Source organism: Melioribacter sulfuriphilus (genome assembly GCF_051488685.1).
In the GTDB taxonomy this organism is placed as follows: Bacteria; Bacteroidota; Ignavibacteria; order Ignavibacteriales; family Melioribacteraceae; genus Melioribacter.
In genome coordinates this window covers 43,488-62,034 of record NZ_JBPSEH010000009.1, presented here as the reverse complement: position 1 = coordinate 62,034, position 18,547 = coordinate 43,488, and the positions used below count along the sequence as shown (strand labels likewise).

The 18,547-nt window shown below is 36.7% G+C and carries 13 protein-coding genes; 4 read left to right on the top strand and 9 right to left on the bottom strand.

Features of this window, described 5'->3' with window-relative positions; all coding sequences use genetic code 11:
- Positions 1-15: 15 nt before the first annotated feature.
- Positions 16-252 (bottom strand): hypothetical protein, encoded by a 237-nt coding sequence (locus tag ACSSV9_RS12715; protein ID WP_437347635.1) that lies wholly within the window; start codon positions 250-252, stop codon positions 16-18.
- Between the two features lie 91 nt (positions 253-343).
- Here ACSSV9_RS12715 and ACSSV9_RS12710 point away from each other — a divergent pair, with 91 nt between their 5' ends.
- From ACSSV9_RS12710 to ACSSV9_RS12695, 4 genes are all read left to right on the top strand, one after another.
- Positions 344-982 (top strand): glycosyltransferase family 2 protein, encoded by a 639-nt coding sequence (locus tag ACSSV9_RS12710; RefSeq protein ID WP_437347634.1) that lies wholly within the window; start codon positions 344-346, stop codon positions 980-982.
- A gap of 67 nt (positions 983-1,049) precedes the next feature.
- Complete coding sequence (locus tag ACSSV9_RS12705) at positions 1,050-1,964, top strand: DUF362 domain-containing protein (protein WP_437347633.1); 915 nt, start codon at positions 1,050-1,052, stop codon at positions 1,962-1,964.
- A gap of 1 nt (position 1,965) precedes the next feature.
- A complete protein-coding gene (locus ACSSV9_RS12700) occupies positions 1,966-3,534 on the top strand; it encodes a 4Fe-4S dicluster domain-containing protein (protein ID WP_437347632.1) in 1,569 nt (522 codons plus the stop codon).
- Positions 3,535-3,764: 230 nt separating this feature from the next.
- Positions 3,765-6,893, top strand: coding sequence for a T9SS type A sorting domain-containing protein (locus tag ACSSV9_RS12695; RefSeq protein ID WP_437347631.1), 3,129 nt, complete (start codon positions 3,765-3,767; stop codon positions 6,891-6,893).
- A gap of 455 nt (positions 6,894-7,348) precedes the next feature.
- Here ACSSV9_RS12695 and ACSSV9_RS12690 read toward each other — a convergent pair whose 3' ends face one another.
- From ACSSV9_RS12690 to ACSSV9_RS12655, 8 genes are all read right to left on the bottom strand, one after another.
- Positions 7,349-7,642, bottom strand: a complete 294-nt coding sequence (locus ACSSV9_RS12690) for a hypothetical protein (RefSeq protein WP_437347630.1) — start codon at positions 7,640-7,642, stop codon at positions 7,349-7,351.
- A 627-nt stretch (positions 7,643-8,269) separates the two neighbouring features.
- Positions 8,270-10,207, bottom strand: coding sequence for a T9SS type A sorting domain-containing protein (locus ACSSV9_RS12685; protein ID WP_437347629.1), 1,938 nt, complete (start codon positions 10,205-10,207; stop codon positions 8,270-8,272).
- Positions 10,208-10,219: 12 nt separating this feature from the next.
- The gene (gene galB / locus ACSSV9_RS12680) at positions 10,220-12,640 is read right to left on the bottom strand and encodes a beta-galactosidase GalB (protein ID WP_437347628.1); all 2,421 of its coding nucleotides are present in this window, start codon (positions 12,638-12,640) and stop codon (positions 10,220-10,222) included.
- A gap of 12 nt (positions 12,641-12,652) precedes the next feature.
- Positions 12,653-15,472, bottom strand: a complete 2,820-nt coding sequence (locus ACSSV9_RS12675) for a TIM-barrel domain-containing protein (RefSeq protein WP_437347627.1) — start codon at positions 15,470-15,472, stop codon at positions 12,653-12,655.
- 167 nt (positions 15,473-15,639) lie between these two features.
- Positions 15,640-15,798: a DUF5989 family protein gene (locus ACSSV9_RS12670; protein WP_437347626.1), complete on the bottom strand. Its 159-nt coding sequence runs from the start codon at positions 15,796-15,798 to the stop codon at positions 15,640-15,642.
- A 10-nt stretch (positions 15,799-15,808) separates the two neighbouring features.
- Positions 15,809-16,234, bottom strand: a complete 426-nt coding sequence (locus ACSSV9_RS12665; protein ID WP_437347625.1) for an SxtJ family membrane protein — start codon at positions 16,232-16,234, stop codon at positions 15,809-15,811.
- Positions 16,221-18,035 (bottom strand): carbamoyltransferase family protein, encoded by a 1,815-nt coding sequence (locus ACSSV9_RS12660; RefSeq protein WP_437347624.1) that lies wholly within the window; start codon positions 18,033-18,035, stop codon positions 16,221-16,223. Before ACSSV9_RS12660 ends, ACSSV9_RS12665 begins: the two co-directional genes overlap by 14 nt.
- A gap of 60 nt (positions 18,036-18,095) precedes the next feature.
- The gene (locus tag ACSSV9_RS12655) at positions 18,096-18,491 is read right to left on the bottom strand and encodes a Ser-Thr-rich GPI-anchored membrane family protein (RefSeq protein ID WP_437347623.1); all 396 of its coding nucleotides are present in this window, start codon (positions 18,489-18,491) and stop codon (positions 18,096-18,098) included.
- Positions 18,492-18,547 lie beyond the last annotated feature (56 nt).

Below are 18,547 nucleotides of genomic sequence, written 5' to 3'. Positions count from 1 at the left end.
TTAATTTTTCCTGAATTATTCGTCCGTTCTATCTTCCGGTTTTTTAAAAAGATTATCCAGATTTTTCCTTTCCCTGTTAACGTGATACTTTATATAAAGATTTTTGAGCTTCTCAAAGGAAAGTTTGTCGAGGTCTTCGTCGTCTTTGTGTCTTTGAAGGAGTATCTTATATACTTCTTTTTCTTTAGGGTCGAACTTACGTTCATATTTTTTCAATATTTCAAAGTATTTTTTCTGTTCCTGATAGCTCATTTTTTAGTGTGATTATCTGAAAATAGTATTCCAAATTAATTAAAAATTCATACAATAAAAAACTATATTTGGACAAAAAGCGTAGGTTCTTATGCAAGTTTACAAGAACTATACACCCGATGTTTCAATAATTCTACCTACATACAACAGAAAAAATTTGTTGCCGAGAGCAATAAATTCCGTTATAAACCAGACTTATGATAAATGGGAATTGATTATTGTAGACGATGGAAGTACGGACAATTCGCTTGAAATTATCGAGCCGTATTTGGTCAATTATGAAAACATCCGTTATATGAGGCATTCGAACAGAAAACCGCCATTATCGATGAATGCCGGTATACTTGCAGCAGTTGGAAAATATATAACATTCCTCGGCAGCGACGACGAATATAAACCCGAACATTTGAAATTGAGGATGAAGTTACTTTCAGAGAACGCTGAAATAGATTTAATCCACGGAGGTTTGGAAATAATTGGAACCCCATTCGTAAAAGACAAAAATGATCTAACTAAATTAATTCATATTTCAGATTGTATAGTCGGCTGTACATTTATCGGTAAAAAAGAAGTTTTTCTAGAACTTCAAGGCTTTAGAAACCTAAGATATAGCGACGATTCCGACTTTTATGAAAGAGCCTTTAAACGATTTAATATCCTCAAAGTAGATTACCCCACTTACATATATTACAGAGATACGCCGGATAGTATTTGTTCAACTATAGAATAGAATACTTAATATACTTTAATATGTTTACACTTTTTAATATTTTGTACCAACCATTACGAGGTGTAAAATGAAGCGGCGAGACTTTATAAAAAAAGGATTACAGAGTAGCATACTAATTACCGCAAGTGTATCGCTCCCGGCTTTTACGAACAACATATTTGCAGAAAAGCGTGGTAATTACGACTTAGTAGCTATAAAAGGTGGTACACCAGGCGATATGTTCGACAGAGGTATTGGAGCAATGGGAGGTATGAAGAAATTTGTTAAACCAAATTCAAAAGTTGTAATTAAACCAAATATCGGGTGGGATACTTCTCCTGAAAGAGCCGCCGATACTAATCCAGAACTCGTCTCCCGTGTCGTAAAAAGCTGTTTTGAAGCTGGAGCAAAGGAAGTCTATGTTTTCGATCATACGTGCGACGACTGGCGCCGAGCTTATTCCAACAGTGGAATTGAAAAAGCCGTAAAAGATGCTGGTGGTACCATTGTTCCGGGCAACAGCGAGAGTTATTATCATGAAGTAGACATTAAAAAGGGAAAATTACTAAAGCAAGCCAAAGTTCACGAACTAATACTCGAATCGGATGTATTTATCAACCTTCCAATATTAAAACACCATGGTTCGGCACGCATTACAGTTTCTCTCAAAAATTTAATGGGGATTGTCTGGGACAGAGGATACTGGCATAGAACGGGTTTGCATCAATGTATTGCAGATTTCGGAACATTTCGTAAACCCGATTTAAATATTGTCGATGCTTATTATGTAATGACGAAAAACGGTCCGCGAGGTGTATCAATGTCAGATGTTGTTGTTATGAAATCTCAAATAATTTCGACCGATCCTGTTGCAGCGGATTCGGCAGCAGCCATGCTGTTTGGTATTAAACCTGATGATGTTCCTTACATAACTATCGCCGATTCAATGGGTCTGGGCGTAAAAGATCTAAAATCACTCAACATCGAAAGAATCGTAATGTGACATGAATACTGGCCTGTTGAAAAAAATTCGTGTAGTTCTTGCTCTCGTATTTTTTATTCCTGTCACATATATTTTAATCGACTTTACAAATAGCGTTTCGACAAGCCTTATTGACAAAATTCTCTTTTTTCAATTTGTGCCTTCTTTATTAAAAAGTTTAATTTTGTTTTCGTTTACAACAGCGGGATTTATATTAGTACTATTATTAACGACCTTGTTTGGAAGGATATATTGCTCAACCATTTGCCCACTTGGCATTTTTCAGGATGTTATTAATTATATTGTAAAAAAAATAAAAAAACGGAAAAGAAGACTAAGTTTTATCACTCCAAATAAAACCGTTAAACTCACTTTGATGGCAATTCCCTTTCTGCTCCTCATAGTTGGTCTTGCCACAGGATTTCTTATTTTCGACCCATACAGCATTTACGGCAGATTGGCTGGTAACTTCTTGCGACCTGCGATAATTTTCACCAACAATATTGTCTCTTCTGTTCTGTCTTATTTCGACATTTATTCTGTCTATCCTGCAGAAATAAATGCTTTCAACACCGTGCCTTTCATTGTTGCTTTCTTCTACTTAATATTGATTACCTATTTAACCATAACAAAAGGGAGACATTACTGTAATTTAATTTGTCCAGTAGGGACGTTACTGGGATTAATTTCGCGATATTCTCTTTTTAAGATAAAAATTAATAACGAGGATTGTCTTTCATGTGGTTTATGCGAAAGGGATTGTAAAGGCAATTGCATCGACAGCAAAAATAAGAAAGTAGAATCTGAAAACTGTGTGATGTGCTTCAACTGCATTACAGCATGTCCAACAAAAGGTATAGTTTATTCGGCTGGAAATTATTTTAAGAAAAATACAATCGAAACGGATAGTAACAAAAGAAATTTTATCATTAAGAGTGTGGTATATTTATCCTCTCTCACATTCGTTGGACAAAAACTTCAGAATAAAATAGTGGTTACAAAACCAAGTACTATTCCCATTTTCAGAAAATACACAGTGTCTCCTCCAGGTTCAATAAGTCTGGAGCACTTCAACAATTCATGCACGGCGTGTCATCTCTGCATAAGTGCCTGCCCAACGCAGGTATTACAACCTTCTTTTTTGGAATACGGACTAAAAGGGATGTTACAACCGCATCTTGACAATGCATCAGGATACTGCAATTTTGATTGTATTATCTGCAGTGAAGTATGTCCAACAGGCGCGATACTGCCTTTAGCTGTCGAAGAAAAAAAACTCACTCAGTTGGGAATTGCAAAATTTGTAGAAGATAATTGTGTAGTCAAGACACAAAATACTGATTGCGGAGCCTGCGCGGAACATTGCCCAACAAAAGCAGTCCACATGATTCCTTATAAAAATAATCTATTTATACCGGAAGTACGAGAAGAATACTGTATCGGTTGCGGAGCGTGCGAACACGCCTGTCCTGTTAAACCTTATAAAGCAATTTATGTGGAAGGTAATCCAATTCACAAAACAGCCAAGATAAATCCTGAATACAAAGAGAATCATCAAGAAATCGATACCAGTACAGATTTTCCCTTTTAATTTCTTCTCATATCTTTTCCCTGACATCATAAACTTGTTGCAGATCACTCTTTTCAATTTGACTTACCTGTATTTATTTAATAGTTTGATATTGATTTTATTCATACCCTTTTTGCTAATATAACTCAGATCTTCTTTTAGTAAAAAGCTTCGTTAATTAACACGCTATATGTTCTTTACGTACTAATATAATTATCAACAATAAAAAAGATTTACTAAAAGGAGGTTTTATGAGTAAAAGCAAAAAGGTGATTATCCATTTTTTAGTTTTATCCTTCTTTTTTACGAGCAATTTCTTTGCTCAAAAAAAAGCAAATTTTAAACCAGAGAAAATTCAAAATGAGATTAATACCCAGCGCAATTTTTTTGTCGCACTGGAAACAAACGGAACATTTAATACAACCGTTTATACTTTTGGAGATATAACCGTATTCTCGTACTTCGATAATACCGTCGTTTCTATTTACGATGCTTCAAATAATTTTATTAGCAGTGAAACACTTAATATGGATTCATATCATACATTTAATTACGGTAGCGGAATTTTTAGAATTGTCGGGAATAAGACATACACGGTTTTAGTTGGCGATGCAATTACATCTACAGTTAATGGCTTTTATGCTGTTGACGAATCCGGGCGAGCGGTCTCTACTAAATTTAATACCTGGATGTCAAATAGTAGTTTCAACCAAGATGATTTTATAATATTCGGCTATCAAGATAATACGGGATTCACAGTTAAAAATCTTCAAACAGGTACATTAATTGCTGCTGGAACACTTAATGAAGGAGAGAATTATTCCTTTAAAAATGCAGGCAATATCCCATACGGTCTTCCATTACAGGTCTCTGCAACAAAACCTGTTTCAGTTTTATCTTACGAGGATCAGGATTATTATGTACCATCAAGCAATGGAAGCTTTGTTGGAACTTTGTTCTACGGTTTTTCTGGCTATAATGGTTACTGGCAAAATAGTATTACAGTTACCTCCTATTCCGATAACAATAACATAATAGTTAAAAATACCATAACTGGAGAAACGATAAGTGAATATACATTACAAAAGGGTCAGGTACATTCCGACGGAATAACTTCTGCTGTTTTTTGGACAGTCACGTCTTCACAACCGGTTTCCGCAGCTAATATTCCTTATGCCGGATGGAAAGACTCATATTATTATATGACCCGTGCAATAGATGAAACAGGAAAAGGATTTGGCAAACTTTTTTACGTCCCAACTATTGCCAGCAATATACACGTTTTTTCATTCGAAAATAATAATAATATAACTATCACTCAGCTCGGGGAATATGATCTATTCCCTTATACAAATCCATCGACTATCTGGAGTGGAACCCTTAATGAAGGTGAATTTTACTATTTTAATTCTGCTTATGGTAATTATGTCTATAAAATAGAAAGTTCCGGGTATGTTTCGGTTCTTCAAAGTAATGGTGGAGCAGGCGCGGATTTTATGCCACTTGCCTATTCGCTTGATTATCCTGACCTTGCAATTTCCACATCGGATATTGAATTAAGTAAGTCCGATGAAGAGATCAATGCAGGAGACAAGATTACAATTACTGTAACTGTACATAACTATGGAAGCGTACCTGCTAACAATGTAGTTATTACAGCGTTTGATGGCGATCCAGATGCTGGAGGCAGTGCACCTCCAATCGGTAGCGGTTCAATAGTAAGCATTCCAGCAGGCACCACAGAAATTTTCACATATAATTATACAGTACCCTTAGCTCCAGAATACCGAACGATTGTTGTAAAAGTTGATCCATTAAACAATATTACCGAATCAAACGAATCTAACAATAAAGCATTTAGAAGTATAAAACCGAACGAGGAACTTTTACCACCGCTTGCTGTAACTGTCACTGCACCGTCAAGTCTAATTTTGCAAAACGATGTTTTATCGCCCAATCCATTTACTGTTCAACTTGATATTTTTAATACAGGAACTGTTTCTGCCGGAGATGTTACTGCCACTCTTGAGTTATTAGATGGATTGAACTTGGCAACTGGTAATTTAGTACAAAATGTCGGCAATATAACAGCAAACTCGTCTACTTCGATAACTTACTCTATTAATGCCAATAAAAATATTTCAGGTTTCAATAGGTACAGAATCACTATTACGTCTTCCAATTCGGAAACAAAAACTATAAACCGAGCTATCAATGTGCCCGACGCTACTCCTCCATCTGTGCCTATAAATTTTGACGGACAAGTTTCTGGTGAAGGATGTGCCTTGTTCACCTGGAACAGAAATAGCGAATCGGACTTAGCTGGTTACTATTTATATTATGGGACCGACGGTATAAATTGGAACGGAACAGGTGCAAATCAAGGCGATTCACCAATACTTATAATCGGTCAAAATAATTTCGAAGTGTGCGGTTTAAAAGCAGGCATCTATTATTTTGCATTAAAAGCTTTTGACTCGTCAAATAATTTAAGTTCATTAACTAACACTGTTCAGATTTCTATATCTGGAGAAACAACTACCCAAACATTGTTTTATGGCGATACACCACAGATCTGGACTGTTGGAACAACTCCACCAGCCGACAGCGGCTATGTGTCCGGTACAAATATTTATAATGATTTAGGAAAATATCAAAGATTTGATATAACGGTAAACAGTCATTTAATTCAAGCCAATTTGTATTTTGCAGTCAAACAAATTGCTGGAACTGCCGACAATTTTAATTTAGTTGTTAAATCAGCTCAGATAGACGGAGCACCTGGTTCCACTCTTTATTCGAAATCATATTCTGTTGATTCAATAGACATCTCAAATCCCGGCGTTGTCTACAACGCTTTTCCGATTGATACAGATGTTTCTCTCACTGGACCTTTCTTTATAGGTATTGAATGGCTCTCGGGCGTGGACGATCAGTTTGGATTGGTTACTGATTCAGCTAATGAAGGTGCGAATGCAAAACGTGCATGGGAAAAATGGTCTGATGGCACATATCATGATATAAATTCTGCATGGCAAAACCTTGACATAGATCTCTGGATAGCTGCAGTTTTAAGTACAACTACCGAGATAAAAGTAATTACCAATGAATTACCACAGGGTTATATCCTCTCTCAAAATTATCCAAATCCTTTCAATCCAATAACAAAAATAAAATATGCTATTCCGCATAATGCTTATGTAACCCTACGCATTTATGATGTGCTCGGTAACGAAGTCAAAAAATTAGTAAGTGAATCTCAAAATGCAGGTTACTATGAAGTTGAATTCGATGGCTCAAATTTAGCCAGTGGAATTTATTTCTACAGATTAGAAGCAGGAAATTATTTTGCAACCAAGAAACTAATTATTGTTAAATAAGTCTCTAAAAAACTAAAAGTCTGCCTGTTAATAAACAAATTACCAGGCAGACTATTTATAATTATGTTATAACATTTGCTTACACGAAATAAGCTTTCTTATGGTAACAAGATAAAAATAATGCAGCCGATTTCTTGCTTCTATAAATAATTCAAAAATATGGTCTTCTCGACTTAGAAGTGTTTGCTTGGTATAAAAATCAAAAAAGTAGTTGACTTGCGATACATAAACTGTAGTATCGTGAAAGAAAGGAAAGATTTTGCTCACCTATTTCCTGAGCTTTCTTAGCTACACCCAGTACTTTATTAAGGAAAATATTTTGTAAAGAAGGCAATAACATTAAATAATTTAGAAACAGCAAAACAGTAATAATCACAAAAATTATTTAAAGATATCCACTATTAGTTTCTTGCGATCACGAAAAAAGAAGTGCTGTGCCGAAAAAAGCTTTTAGCCTATGTCCCCGTTGATTTAGTAGTTGATTTTACCCAATCAATTAAAATTATGAGAATGGCAAACGAGCCGAGGATTGCTGGAATAATATAAACCTCCTTGTAGTTAACGCCTTCAAACCACTTCCCGAAGACTGGTGTACCGAGCCAGGCACCAATCCATCCAAAAATTACTTTCGAAAGAAATGAATTGAAGCCAGGCCGAATATAATATTTGAGCGCATAATGAAGGATAGCCGAGACAACAACACTTATAATAAGTAAAATCAGAAAGCTTATAAAATCCATTCCAATCATAATCATCCCTCCTCTTATATAAACACTTCAGCACAGCACTTCTGGGGACAAAAGAAAATTAAAAAAATATTTTAAATGTGTCCACTCCATAATGTGGCGTCAGCTGTATGGTGAAATGGTTAAAGGACAAAACTAAGCTATACGAAGCAAAGTAATGAATTCAAAAATTCAACTCTGATTTGGATAAAAAATGTAAGGACAATTTAAGTCGCTTTTATGGTTCTGTTTTTGTTAAGATCATCAGGGCTTAAATTACAAAAGGTGGAGCATTGATTTAATACTGATTGATTTCCTTTGTTGATAACATTAAATATTATTGACGGCATCTATCGGTTTGTTCTATATCTACTTCTACCTTCACAGCTACAAACCACTGCTCGGATTTAGTTCTTCGTGAATGATTGCGAGTTTTTTGCTTGTTGTAATTTCTGAAAATCTTTCATAATGGAGCAATTCTGATTTATTCTTGGTTAATTGACCCCCTTTTCGCCTGAGGCAGAGGCACTTTTGCTAAGCTTCATGCATCATTATTAATGTTACTATTATAGATCTTCTTGTTTCATCTTTTCCAAGTGCATCATACCACGCTATTTAGTTCAATATGATTCTTTATGGAATTAATAATAGCTATTTAACAAGTACCATTTTTCTATTCAGAATTTTGTCACCAGCCTGAAGACTATAGAAATAAACACCAGCTGCTAAACTTTGAGCGTCAAAATCATATTCGTAATAACCTGCACTTAAATTTTGTCGATGTAGAATTGAAGCAATTTCCCTTCCGAGAATATCAAATACTTTTAATGAAACAGTTTCCCTACTCGACAACCTGAATGAAATATGAGTTGTGGGATTAAACGGATTCGGGTAATTTTGATAAAGTTGAAATTCATGCTCGACTGGGAAATTATTATCAACCGAAACTATATTATTACCGGGTTCAATTAAAATATATTGCACAGAAAGCGCTGGCGATTCTAATTTAATTTCATCTCCTATATCATAGGCCATAGCAGGTATTTTATCAAGTGTTGCAAGAGGACCCTGTGTTCTGTCTGTAGGTCCATATTCATTGTTGACATACACAAATTGTGAAAATTCACAATTGTCGCAGCCGCCAGTCAATGAATAGACATAATACTTTTCACCGACACCATACTCCGCTGGGTATATCTTAACTATTTGTGTAGCAGTCGACTTGTTCACTATTACCACTCCAATATGCCCCGACGTAAAAGTAGAAGCGTATGCTAAAACCTGAGAATTGCCTTTTACTTCAGTTTTGACCGAGTGGTCTCCTACAAATTTTTGTAAAAAATAAATGTAATAAAAATCGGGACGGGGATTCCATGGCGGAATACTTTGGTCATTGCCTCGATAAAACATCCCATCGCTTTCCCAATTTGCCAGTAGCCAGCGTGCGGACATTCCAAAATTATATTTAATTAACTCATTAAAAAGTATTACGGATTGCATACCGTTAATAATCGATGTTTTTGGTAAATCTGGATCTCCTCCAGTATTGTTCATGTTATACTCAGTTAAAGCGACGGGTTTCAGAGGAGCATTTTTATCAGAAATATCTTTCAAAATAAATTCAATGTTTTTCTTCACTTCGCTGGATGCTACGTCGAGCAATGATTTTGCATTTTTCGTCTGCCCAAAATAATTGTGGATCACATAAAAATCCGCTACCTCGGCACCTTCTTTGAAAAAGCCAGCATTCCATCTTCTGTCAACTGCGTTCCAGCTGTTTGTACCGTCATAATGAAGTATTTGTCCCCCGATATAAATTTTAGCTCCTATTTGATTGGCCGCGGCTTTCATTGAATCGACAAATATTTTAAAATGTTTCCCATACAACTCACCAGAAATAATTTCAGGCTGTTCATCTTTATTAAGCGCTGTATCGATTTTCCAGCCCGCTTCCCAAGGTCCTGCATTTTCGTTTCCTATTTCCCAGAATTTAGTACGTCCAGCGTCATAACGCACCCAATCAGCAGCAAGATGAGCAGCTTCGGCAACTGGATCGTCTCCTGTTCCGTAACGTGCATAACCGTAGTTGACGGTAATCAATCCCTGTGTAGATACTTCTTCTCTTAACCGATAATAATTATCGACAGTCGTAGGCCAGCTATTTTTTCCTAATTGAGGTTCGAATTTAACCCACGAATTTTTAGTACCATCCCATACAGTTGGAGGGACATTCTTTGCATTGCCATTCCAGAAAAAAATATCCGACCAGCTTCCGCCAGGATAACGTATTAAAGCGGGAGCCAATTGTTTTACCTGCTTTACGAAAATAGTATCGTAAATAGGATCGTTACCAATCCAGGCAGCCAATGCATTACCGAAGATATATTTCGATATTTTCCCGATTATATCTGTCGTTGCTATTGTAACAATTACATCTGCGGGCTTGTCGGTTTTAACTACATCAACAAAGTCGGGAATAGTTGCTTCCTTTGGCTCAAAGTCGATCAAAAAACAGTTCGTACCCGTTTGTGATAATAAGTGTGGAGCAGTAAAATTAATCACTGCCATTAATACTAAAAATTTTTTCATCTACTCCTCCACTTATTTTGTATAAATAATAATTTCTGAAGGAATTAAATTTTCCGCTTCCGCCTTTAGTTTAATTTCGCCGTAGTTTTTATCAGATTGAATTATAACCAGACAAAGACCATTAAATGTTTTTCTGTAGTTTGCTTTAAATGGTTCGTGACTCGTTTGCAGGCCGTTGTCCACTCCTACTATTCTACCTGGCCCATCAATTTCAAATTGAATAAGACAATCGGCGTTCGGCACTAAATTTCCATTTATATTCAAAACTTTCACAGTTATAAAAGAGAGATCCGTGCCATCAGCTCGAATTACATTCCGGTCTGCTTCCAATCTCAATTTATAAGGTTTATCGGCAGTGTAATTTTTTTTCACTACTACAGTTCCCTCAGATGCTCCGATAGCTTTTAACGTACCTTGCTTAAATTTTATCGACCAGATTAATCTCAAGTTTTCATCAGAAATAAACTTTTTCCCGATTGAATGTCCATTCAAAAAGAGTTCGACTTCAGACAGGTTCGTATATGACAGTACATCCACGTTGTCACCTTCTTTCCAATTCCAGTGAGGAAAGAGATGCAGCATTTTATTTTCAGTCCACTGACTCTGGTAAAAGTAATATGAATCTTTAGGAAAGCCCGCCAGGTCGATTAAACCGAAATAGGAACTTCTCGACGGCCAGCCATAAGGCGTCGGTTCTCCAAGATAATCGAAACCAGTCCATATAAACATTCCCGAAATGAAATCATATTTCTTGACGGTTTTCCATGTATCGAGATGCGTTGAACCCCACGGGGCTCTACAATTGTCGTACGAAGAACATGTATTGTCAGGGTTGCCATCGTAAAAAGGTTTATCCCACCTTTCGGGCCATATTCTGATGCTGTCCGAAGGCATATCGTAATGCCCGCGTGTAGCAAGCGCAGAATTAGTTTCGGTGGCAATAAATTTTTTACCAGGAAATTTTTTCGGAAAGTCAGGATATTCTTCGTGATGATAATTAAATCCAATTAAATCGAGAGCACCACTCTCAAATAATGGATTATCGGGAGAAGTGTTATTGCACGCTGCTGTAACCGGACGTGTGGAATCAATACTTTTTACAATCGAGGTAAGTTCTTTTGTTATTTTAACGCCAAGTGAATCATCTTTATCCCATTGTTCGATAACTTCGTTGCCAATACTCCACAAAATTATGCTCGGATGATTTCTGTCCCTCATTATCATATCTTCGATGTCTTTTTTATGCCATTCATCCCAGTAGAGAGCATAATCGTATTCAGTTTTCTTTTTTTTCCAAATATCAAAAGCTTCGTCCATTACCAAGAATCCCATGCTATCGCATAAATCGAGTAATTCTTGAGCAGGTGGATTATGAGATGTTCTAATTGCGTTAACACCCATTCTTTTTAGTATTTCGAGCTGTCTTTCGATTGCACTCTTATTAACCGCCGCACCAAGAGCTCCTAAATCGTGATGATTGCATACACCTTTTATTTTAATTTTTTCACCATTCAGATAAAATCCTCTCGCTGCATCAAAACTAATTGTTCTTATTCCAAATGGAGTTATGTAATCGTCCACTGTTCTACCGTTTTCGTAAATTGTTGTATGTGCCATGTATAAATAGGGATTTCTAAGAGACCAGAGTTGAGGATTATGCAGATGGAAATTTTGTGCAAATTTTGTTACGCCGGAAGCAATTGTCTTTGTTTCTGATTCAGCTACTGCAATTTGTCGCATCTCAGCGTCATAAATTACGGTTTTAATATTAACTGAAGCAGGTTTATCGTTATCGTTCCTGATTGTAATTTCGATATTTACTTTGGATAATGAATCGGAAACAAATGGCGTGGTTACGAATGTGCCCCATTGATCGACATAGATTGGATTAGTAACTACCAGACGTACATTGCGATAAATACCCGACCCGCTGTACCATCTTGAATTTGGTTGTTTTGAATTATCAACTTTTATCGCAATAAGATTTTTATCGCCGTATTTAATGTAGTCGGTAAGTTCATATCTGAAAGAAATATATCCATTTGGTCTGTTGCCCAAATAAGCACCGTTAATCCACACCTGGCTGTTCATATAAACTCCATCAAATTCGATGAAGATTCGTTTACCAGCATACGAATCAGGAACTAAGAATTCTTTTCTGTACCAACCGATGCCTCCTGGTAAAGCGCCACCACCAACTGTAGCTGGATTGTTCTCATCGAACTTACCTTCAATACTCCAATCATGCGGGAGATTTAATTGTCGCCATTGAGAATCGTTTAACGCGGGGTCGTTTCCGTTAGTAATGTCACCTAAATGAAATTTCCAATCTTCATTAAAATTTTCTACTCTTCTTATTTCCAGCGTCTGCGATAAAGCCATTTCCGCAATAAGACAGAGAATCATAATTAAGTTGGCAATTTTTACTTTCATTTTTTCCCTCGTTTAAAATCTGATTTTAACTTCTTTGCCGTAATATTTAATACTGTGATCAGGTTCGGGATCAAATTCAAAAGGCCTGGGAGAATCGGGACTTACATAGATGATATTGATTATTCTCTCTGAAAGCATACCGGGGAATTTGCCTTTTCTTTCGCCAATGGTTAATTCCTTGTTGCTATCATTGTATTTGAATTCTATTGTTGAATAAAGTCCTTTTTCATAATTGTAATTCGTACCTTCGTCTTCATATAGCTTGAAGGAGCCGTCTTTTCCTGAATAAACAAAAAGAGTAAGAGTGTCGGCTTGTTTTTGACCTGAGTATTGAATGTCGGGTCCAAAAGGTACAATGGAACCCGCCATTACAAATAGAGGGATGCGTTCATAAGGTGCAGAAGTGGAGATTGTATTCCCACCGGAATATTTTTTACCTGTATAGAAATCGTACCAATCAGAACCGGCTGGTAGATAAACATTCCTGGTACGTGCTTTGTATTCAGTAACAGGATTAACCATGAATGCAGGTCCGAACATATACTGGTCAGAGATATTCAGCACATTTTTATCGTTTGGGAAATCGAAGATTAACGAGCGCATGATCGTATAATCTTCAAAAGTTACCATCCCTGCAAGAGAATAGATATAAGGCATTAATCGGTAACGCAATTTGTCGTAATAGACCATCGACTCGTAAGCCGGGTGACCTTCGGGAGAAACATTGAATATTTCCCTGTAAGGAAATTGACCGTGAGAACGAAAGAGGGGGCAAAATGCACCGAACTGGAACCAACGAGTATTTAATTCCCGCCATTCGTCAAGATCTTTTTCTGATGGATTTTCATATCTCGGTTCAACAGCGAAACCGCCTATATCGGTAGTCCAGTATGGAATGCCCGACAAACTAAAATTGAGACCAGCGGGAATTTGAACCTTCAAGTCGTACCATCTGGCTGCAACATCGCCACTCCAGGTAGCTGCGCTATATTTTTGTTGACCTGCAAAAGCAGATCTGGTAAGTATAAACACTCTCCTGTCGGGATCTGAAAATCGTTGTCCTTCATAAACGGCTTTCGAGTTCAGAAGAGAATAAGTGTTTCTGTAACGAGCCGACGTGCCTAAAGCTGTCGGTCCCATTCGTCTCGTGGTTTCTTCGGGCGAAAGATTTGAATGGATATCAGGTTCGGTTGCATCGAGCCACCATGCGTCGACGCCTTTTGAGAATAATTTATTTTCAATTTGTTTCCAGTACAATTTACGTGCGCCCTCGCTGTACGGGTCATAAAATGTTGATACATATCCTCTACCTACCCAGTCTTTTTCGCCGACATCAACATTTCTCATATAGAGCCAACCATTCTTTTTAAACTCTTCGTAATGATCCGTACCCACATAAAATTTAGGCCATACGGAAATCATGATGTGAGTATTAAGACTATCGTGCAATTTTTTAATCATCCCATCAGGATCAGGAAAGCGTAACGGATCAAAGTCGTGACTTCCCCAATCGTCTTCTTTCCAATAAAACCAATCCTGCACAATATTGTCGAGTGGAATATTTCTTTTCCTGTATTCTCTGACCACATTAAGTAATTCATCTTGAGTTTTGTATCTTTCTCTACATTGCCAGAAACCCAGTGCCCATCTGGGCATAACAGGAGCTCTTCCCGTTAAATATCTATAACCTTTAATAACCTCATCAATGTTATTGCCGTAAACAAAATAATAGTCGATCTGGTCGGCAACTTCCGAATAGAAAGAGATTAATCCGTCATAATTTTCGTCCGACGGAGGAAGCGATTTCAATCCGATATATCCTCCCGAATGAACCCATTCGATTTTGATTTTTTTTCTATCTCCTTTTTTCAAATTCAATTTTATAATGTGAGCCCAGGGGAGCCAGTTTTGCCTCCACGAATCGACCACAAGTGAGTCATCAATCCACATTTTTGTATAACCGGAGCAATAAAGTCTCAGTTTATGAAGTCCCTCCTTATTACTTTCTATATAGCCTTCCCATCTTATGGATTTAATTTTTTCAAAACCATCCGGGAAAAGGTCGTTTTTGTCGATGTATTCGTGTTCAATTTTATTTTCTAACCTTTCGATAGCCTTTTGATCAAATTTTTCATCAACAAAATATTCTGCAGACAAACCTTCTTGTTTACCGTCCCTGGAAAACAATTTAAATGTTTTATCGAGGGAGACATAATCCCTGTAATCACCGAATTTTGTATGAGAATAGTTATCCCATAAAATGCCATAGTTTTTGGAAGAAACCATGAAAGGGATAATGTCGACGATATTATATTGTAATAAATCGACGTCTTCGTTTTTGTAGTTCATAATTCCATTCTGGTGAGCGCCCAGTCCGTAGATAGCTTCGTCTGGCGAAGCTTTGAAGATCTGACGAATATTATAGACATTCTCGCCCATGATATTGGTATCTACGAAAATTCTGCAAACGTTTTCGGGCTCTTGCAAAATAATATTCCCTTCCCTGTCATAAAAAGAAATCCTCTCTGTCGATTTATCAATTCTTACTATTAATGTCTCTGAAGAAAGCAAAATATAGTCACCCTTGTCTTCAGTTCTAAAATTGCCTGATGGCTTCACGCTTTCGTCGATAATCAAACTTTTTTTGAATGAAAATTCGTCAGAGGGTGAAGCAATTACGTGGACAATCTTATCATTGATGAATTCGACCTTCAAAAGCTTTGTATTGGAACCACTGCCAGTTTTCATCTGGAATGAATTATCACTCTGAGTTTGAGTTGCACTAAAAACGACAAAGAAAAAAATAAATACCGTAATAATGTTAAATTTCATATTACCCCTCTAAATTAAACTGTTTGTTTTTTGTTAATCGAACAAGAACAATTTCGATTATGAATTCTAAAGTTGCTTTAATAACTACAAAGGTAATAAAAAAAATAATTGCCCACGATTACTAATTTATCGGGAAAACAGGGAATTCCGAATAATTAAATGAGTCATCAAAACAGCGCATAAATAAAAGGCGCCAGCGCTGAACCTTGCGTTGCAATAATTAGAGCTCCTAAAAGCACCAGGAAAACAACTATTGGCATTAACCACCATTTTTTGCGTTCTTTCATGAATTGCCATAATTCTTTCATTATCGATATTTTACTCATAAATTTTCTCCTAAAATTGTTTCTCAGGATCGCTAATATTTTCCTTTTCTTTTTTATTCCAGTACGATCTTCTTTCTTTTTCGATTTCCAGCTCAAGAAAATTTTTTCCAGACAATCTTAATATTAAACCGAGTGGAGTTATAATCAAATAAAATAAAATGATGAGAGTAAGTCGCGACATAAAATAACTGAGGAAAACGGCAATTGACATCCATCCTTTGTAAAAAGGATAAATGACTTTTACCGGCAAAAAATATCCCAAACTGGCAAGTATACCTGCAAATAAAAATAAATAATAACTGACATCGGTAAAGAAATAAAAATAGATGTATATCAATAAAAAAATGCTTCCAATGATAAGTGGAAATTTTTTAATTGCATTTTTATTCGGTTTCAGATTAGAAATTTCTTCAGTAATATTTTTAATCCAGTTCAAATTCTTTTCTCCAGTCGTTTTGCTCTTTGAATTCGGGTTGATCTTTCTTGTCGAGCAAAAAATTTTCCAGCACCAAGAAGTCGATATTTGTACGCATGAAACATCTGTATGCTTCTTCAGGAGTTCTGACTATTGGCTCGCCTCTGACGTTGAAAGAAGTATTTACTATTACCGGGCATCCGGTCAACTCTTCAAATTTGGAGATTAATTTGTAATAATCTGGATTTCGTTTTTTGTCGACGGTTTGTATCCGAGCTGAATAATCGACATGTGTAACTGCAGGAATAACCGAACGAATCACATTTAACTTATCGATTCCGAAAAGATTCCCGTCGGCTGTGTGATTCACTCTTTTTTCCTCTTTTACGTCAGCAACAAGTAACATATAAGGACTGGGGCGGTCGATATTAAAAAACTCGGTTGCTTTTTCTTCCAGTACAGAAGGTGCAAAAGGTCTGAAGCTTTCCCTGAATTTAATTTTAAGATTCATATTTTTCTGCATTGAAGGATCTCGTGCGTCGCCCAGAATCGACCTCGCACCGAGCGCTCTGGGTCCGTATTCCATTCTCCCTCTGAACCAACCAACAACATTGCCCTGAGAAATCAATTCAGCCGTTTTATCAATAATTTCCTCGTCGGATAATTTCTGGAAAGGGATATTATTTTTTTTAAGATAATCTTCAATATATTCGTTATCGAATCGAGGTCCGAGCAACGACCCGTTTTGAGAATCGTTAACTTCGTCGACGTTTCGGTCGTTGTTCAGGTACTGATACCAGCCAAAGAGAGCGGCACCGAGTGCTCCTCCGGCATCTCCTGCAGCGGGCTGAATCCAGATATCATCAAAAATATTTTCTCTCAGCAATTTACCATTCGCCACACAATTCAAAGCAACTCCGCCTGCCAGACACAAATTTTTCATATTCGTTTCGTTTTTAATGTGTCTTGCCATTCTTAAGATGACTTCTTCTATTACCACCTGTACCGAAGCGGCTAAGTCCATTTCCCTCTGCGTCAATTTAGATTCCGGCTTTCTGGGTTTTCCGCCAAATAATTTGTCGAACTTTGAATTCGTCATCGTCAAGCCGGTACAGTAGTTAAAATAATCCATATTGAGACGAAATGAACCGTCATCTTTCAAATCAATAAGATTGTCATAAATCAAATCTACATATTTGGGCGTACCGTAGGGTGCAAGACCCATTACTTTGTACTCACCAGAATTAACTTTAAAACCTGTATAATAAGTGAATGCCGAATAGAGCATTCCGATTGAATGGGGGAATTTTATGTCGGCAAGAATAGTAATTTTATTCTCCTTTCCGATACCGTAGCTTGTGGTAGTCCATTCGCCAACACCGTCGATGGTTAAAAAAGCAGCTTCTTTAAATGGTGAGGGGAAAAAAGCCGAGGCTGCATGGGACTGATGATGTTCAGGAAAAAGAATTTTTCCGTCGTAATTCAGTCGCTCTTTTATCTGTTCTTTGATCCACAATTTTTCTTTTATCCAGACGGGCATGGCACTTAGAAAAGAAGTAATACCTTTGGGAGCAAAAGTAAGATATGTTTCGAGGAGGCGTTCAAATTTCAAAAAAGGCTTGTCGTAAAAAGCAACTAAATCGACGTCGGAAATTTTAATTCCTTCATATTCGAGACAAAAATTAACGGCGTGGCCGGGGAATCGATAGTCGTGCTTCTTACGAGTAAACCTCTCTTCCTGCGCCGCTGCTACAATTCTACCGTCTTTAATTAATGCCGCTGCGCTATCGTGATAATATGCCGAAATTCCAAGTATATACATGAACCGATTTTTTTGTGAATTTGAACTTAGGACTTTTTGTTAAATTTTACAATCTGATTATTACGGCACAAGGCTCGATTTTATAATAAAATAATCGCTAAGTATTGAGGGGAAATGAGAGTCGTGATTAGTTATTTCAATTCTGTAATGAATTGAAGGTTTTATATTTACATCAATATTCCACTCGAATTCGCCATCGTTCTCCGTCTCGGCAGATATTATCTCTTTGACTACGGACTTTCTGAGTAAACGAATGTAGACCTTTTTTATATTGGCGGGCATTTCCCATTTAATTTTCATTATGCTTCCTGTGTAGTAAAGATCTCCTTCGGCAGGTGAAAAGATTTTTGATTTGATAAATACGGAAGGGTAAACCTCTTCTTCTTCGACGGGGAGTTCCTCTCGGCAAGCATACAAAATTAAAACTAAAGATAGTATATGAAGAATTGTTTTCATATCAATTCTTCAATTACATCTATAAGTTATATTAATTTGGATAAAATTGAAATGAT

Coding starts and splice junctions, on each gene's coding strand:
- ACSSV9_RS12690 (WP_437347630.1), bottom strand. CDS start 7,642: ATGATTGGAATGGATTTTATAAGCTTTCTGATTTTACTTATTATAAGT.
- ACSSV9_RS12655 (WP_437347623.1), bottom strand. CDS start 18,491: ATGAAAACAATTCTTCATATACTATCTTTAGTTTTAATTTTGTATGCT.
- ACSSV9_RS12660 (WP_437347624.1), bottom strand. CDS start 18,035: ATGTATATACTTGGAATTTCGGCATATTATCACGATAGCGCAGCGGCA.
- ACSSV9_RS12715 (WP_437347635.1), bottom strand. CDS start 252: ATGAGCTATCAGGAACAGAAAAAATACTTTGAAATATTGAAAAAATAT.
- ACSSV9_RS12670 (WP_437347626.1), bottom strand. CDS start 15,798: ATGAGTAAAATATCGATAATGAAAGAATTATGGCAATTCATGAAAGAA.
- galB (WP_437347628.1), bottom strand. CDS start 12,640: ATGAAAGTAAAAATTGCCAACTTAATTATGATTCTCTGTCTTATTGCG.
- ACSSV9_RS12710 (WP_437347634.1), top strand. CDS start 344: ATGCAAGTTTACAAGAACTATACACCCGATGTTTCAATAATTCTACCT.
- ACSSV9_RS12705 (WP_437347633.1), top strand. CDS start 1,050: ATGAAGCGGCGAGACTTTATAAAAAAAGGATTACAGAGTAGCATACTA.
- ACSSV9_RS12700 (WP_437347632.1), top strand. CDS start 1,966: ATGAATACTGGCCTGTTGAAAAAAATTCGTGTAGTTCTTGCTCTCGTA.
- ACSSV9_RS12675 (WP_437347627.1), bottom strand. CDS start 15,472: ATGAAATTTAACATTATTACGGTATTTATTTTTTTCTTTGTCGTTTTT.
- ACSSV9_RS12695 (WP_437347631.1), top strand. CDS start 3,765: ATGAGTAAAAGCAAAAAGGTGATTATCCATTTTTTAGTTTTATCCTTC.
- ACSSV9_RS12685 (WP_437347629.1), bottom strand. CDS start 10,207: ATGAAAAAATTTTTAGTATTAATGGCAGTGATTAATTTTACTGCTCCA.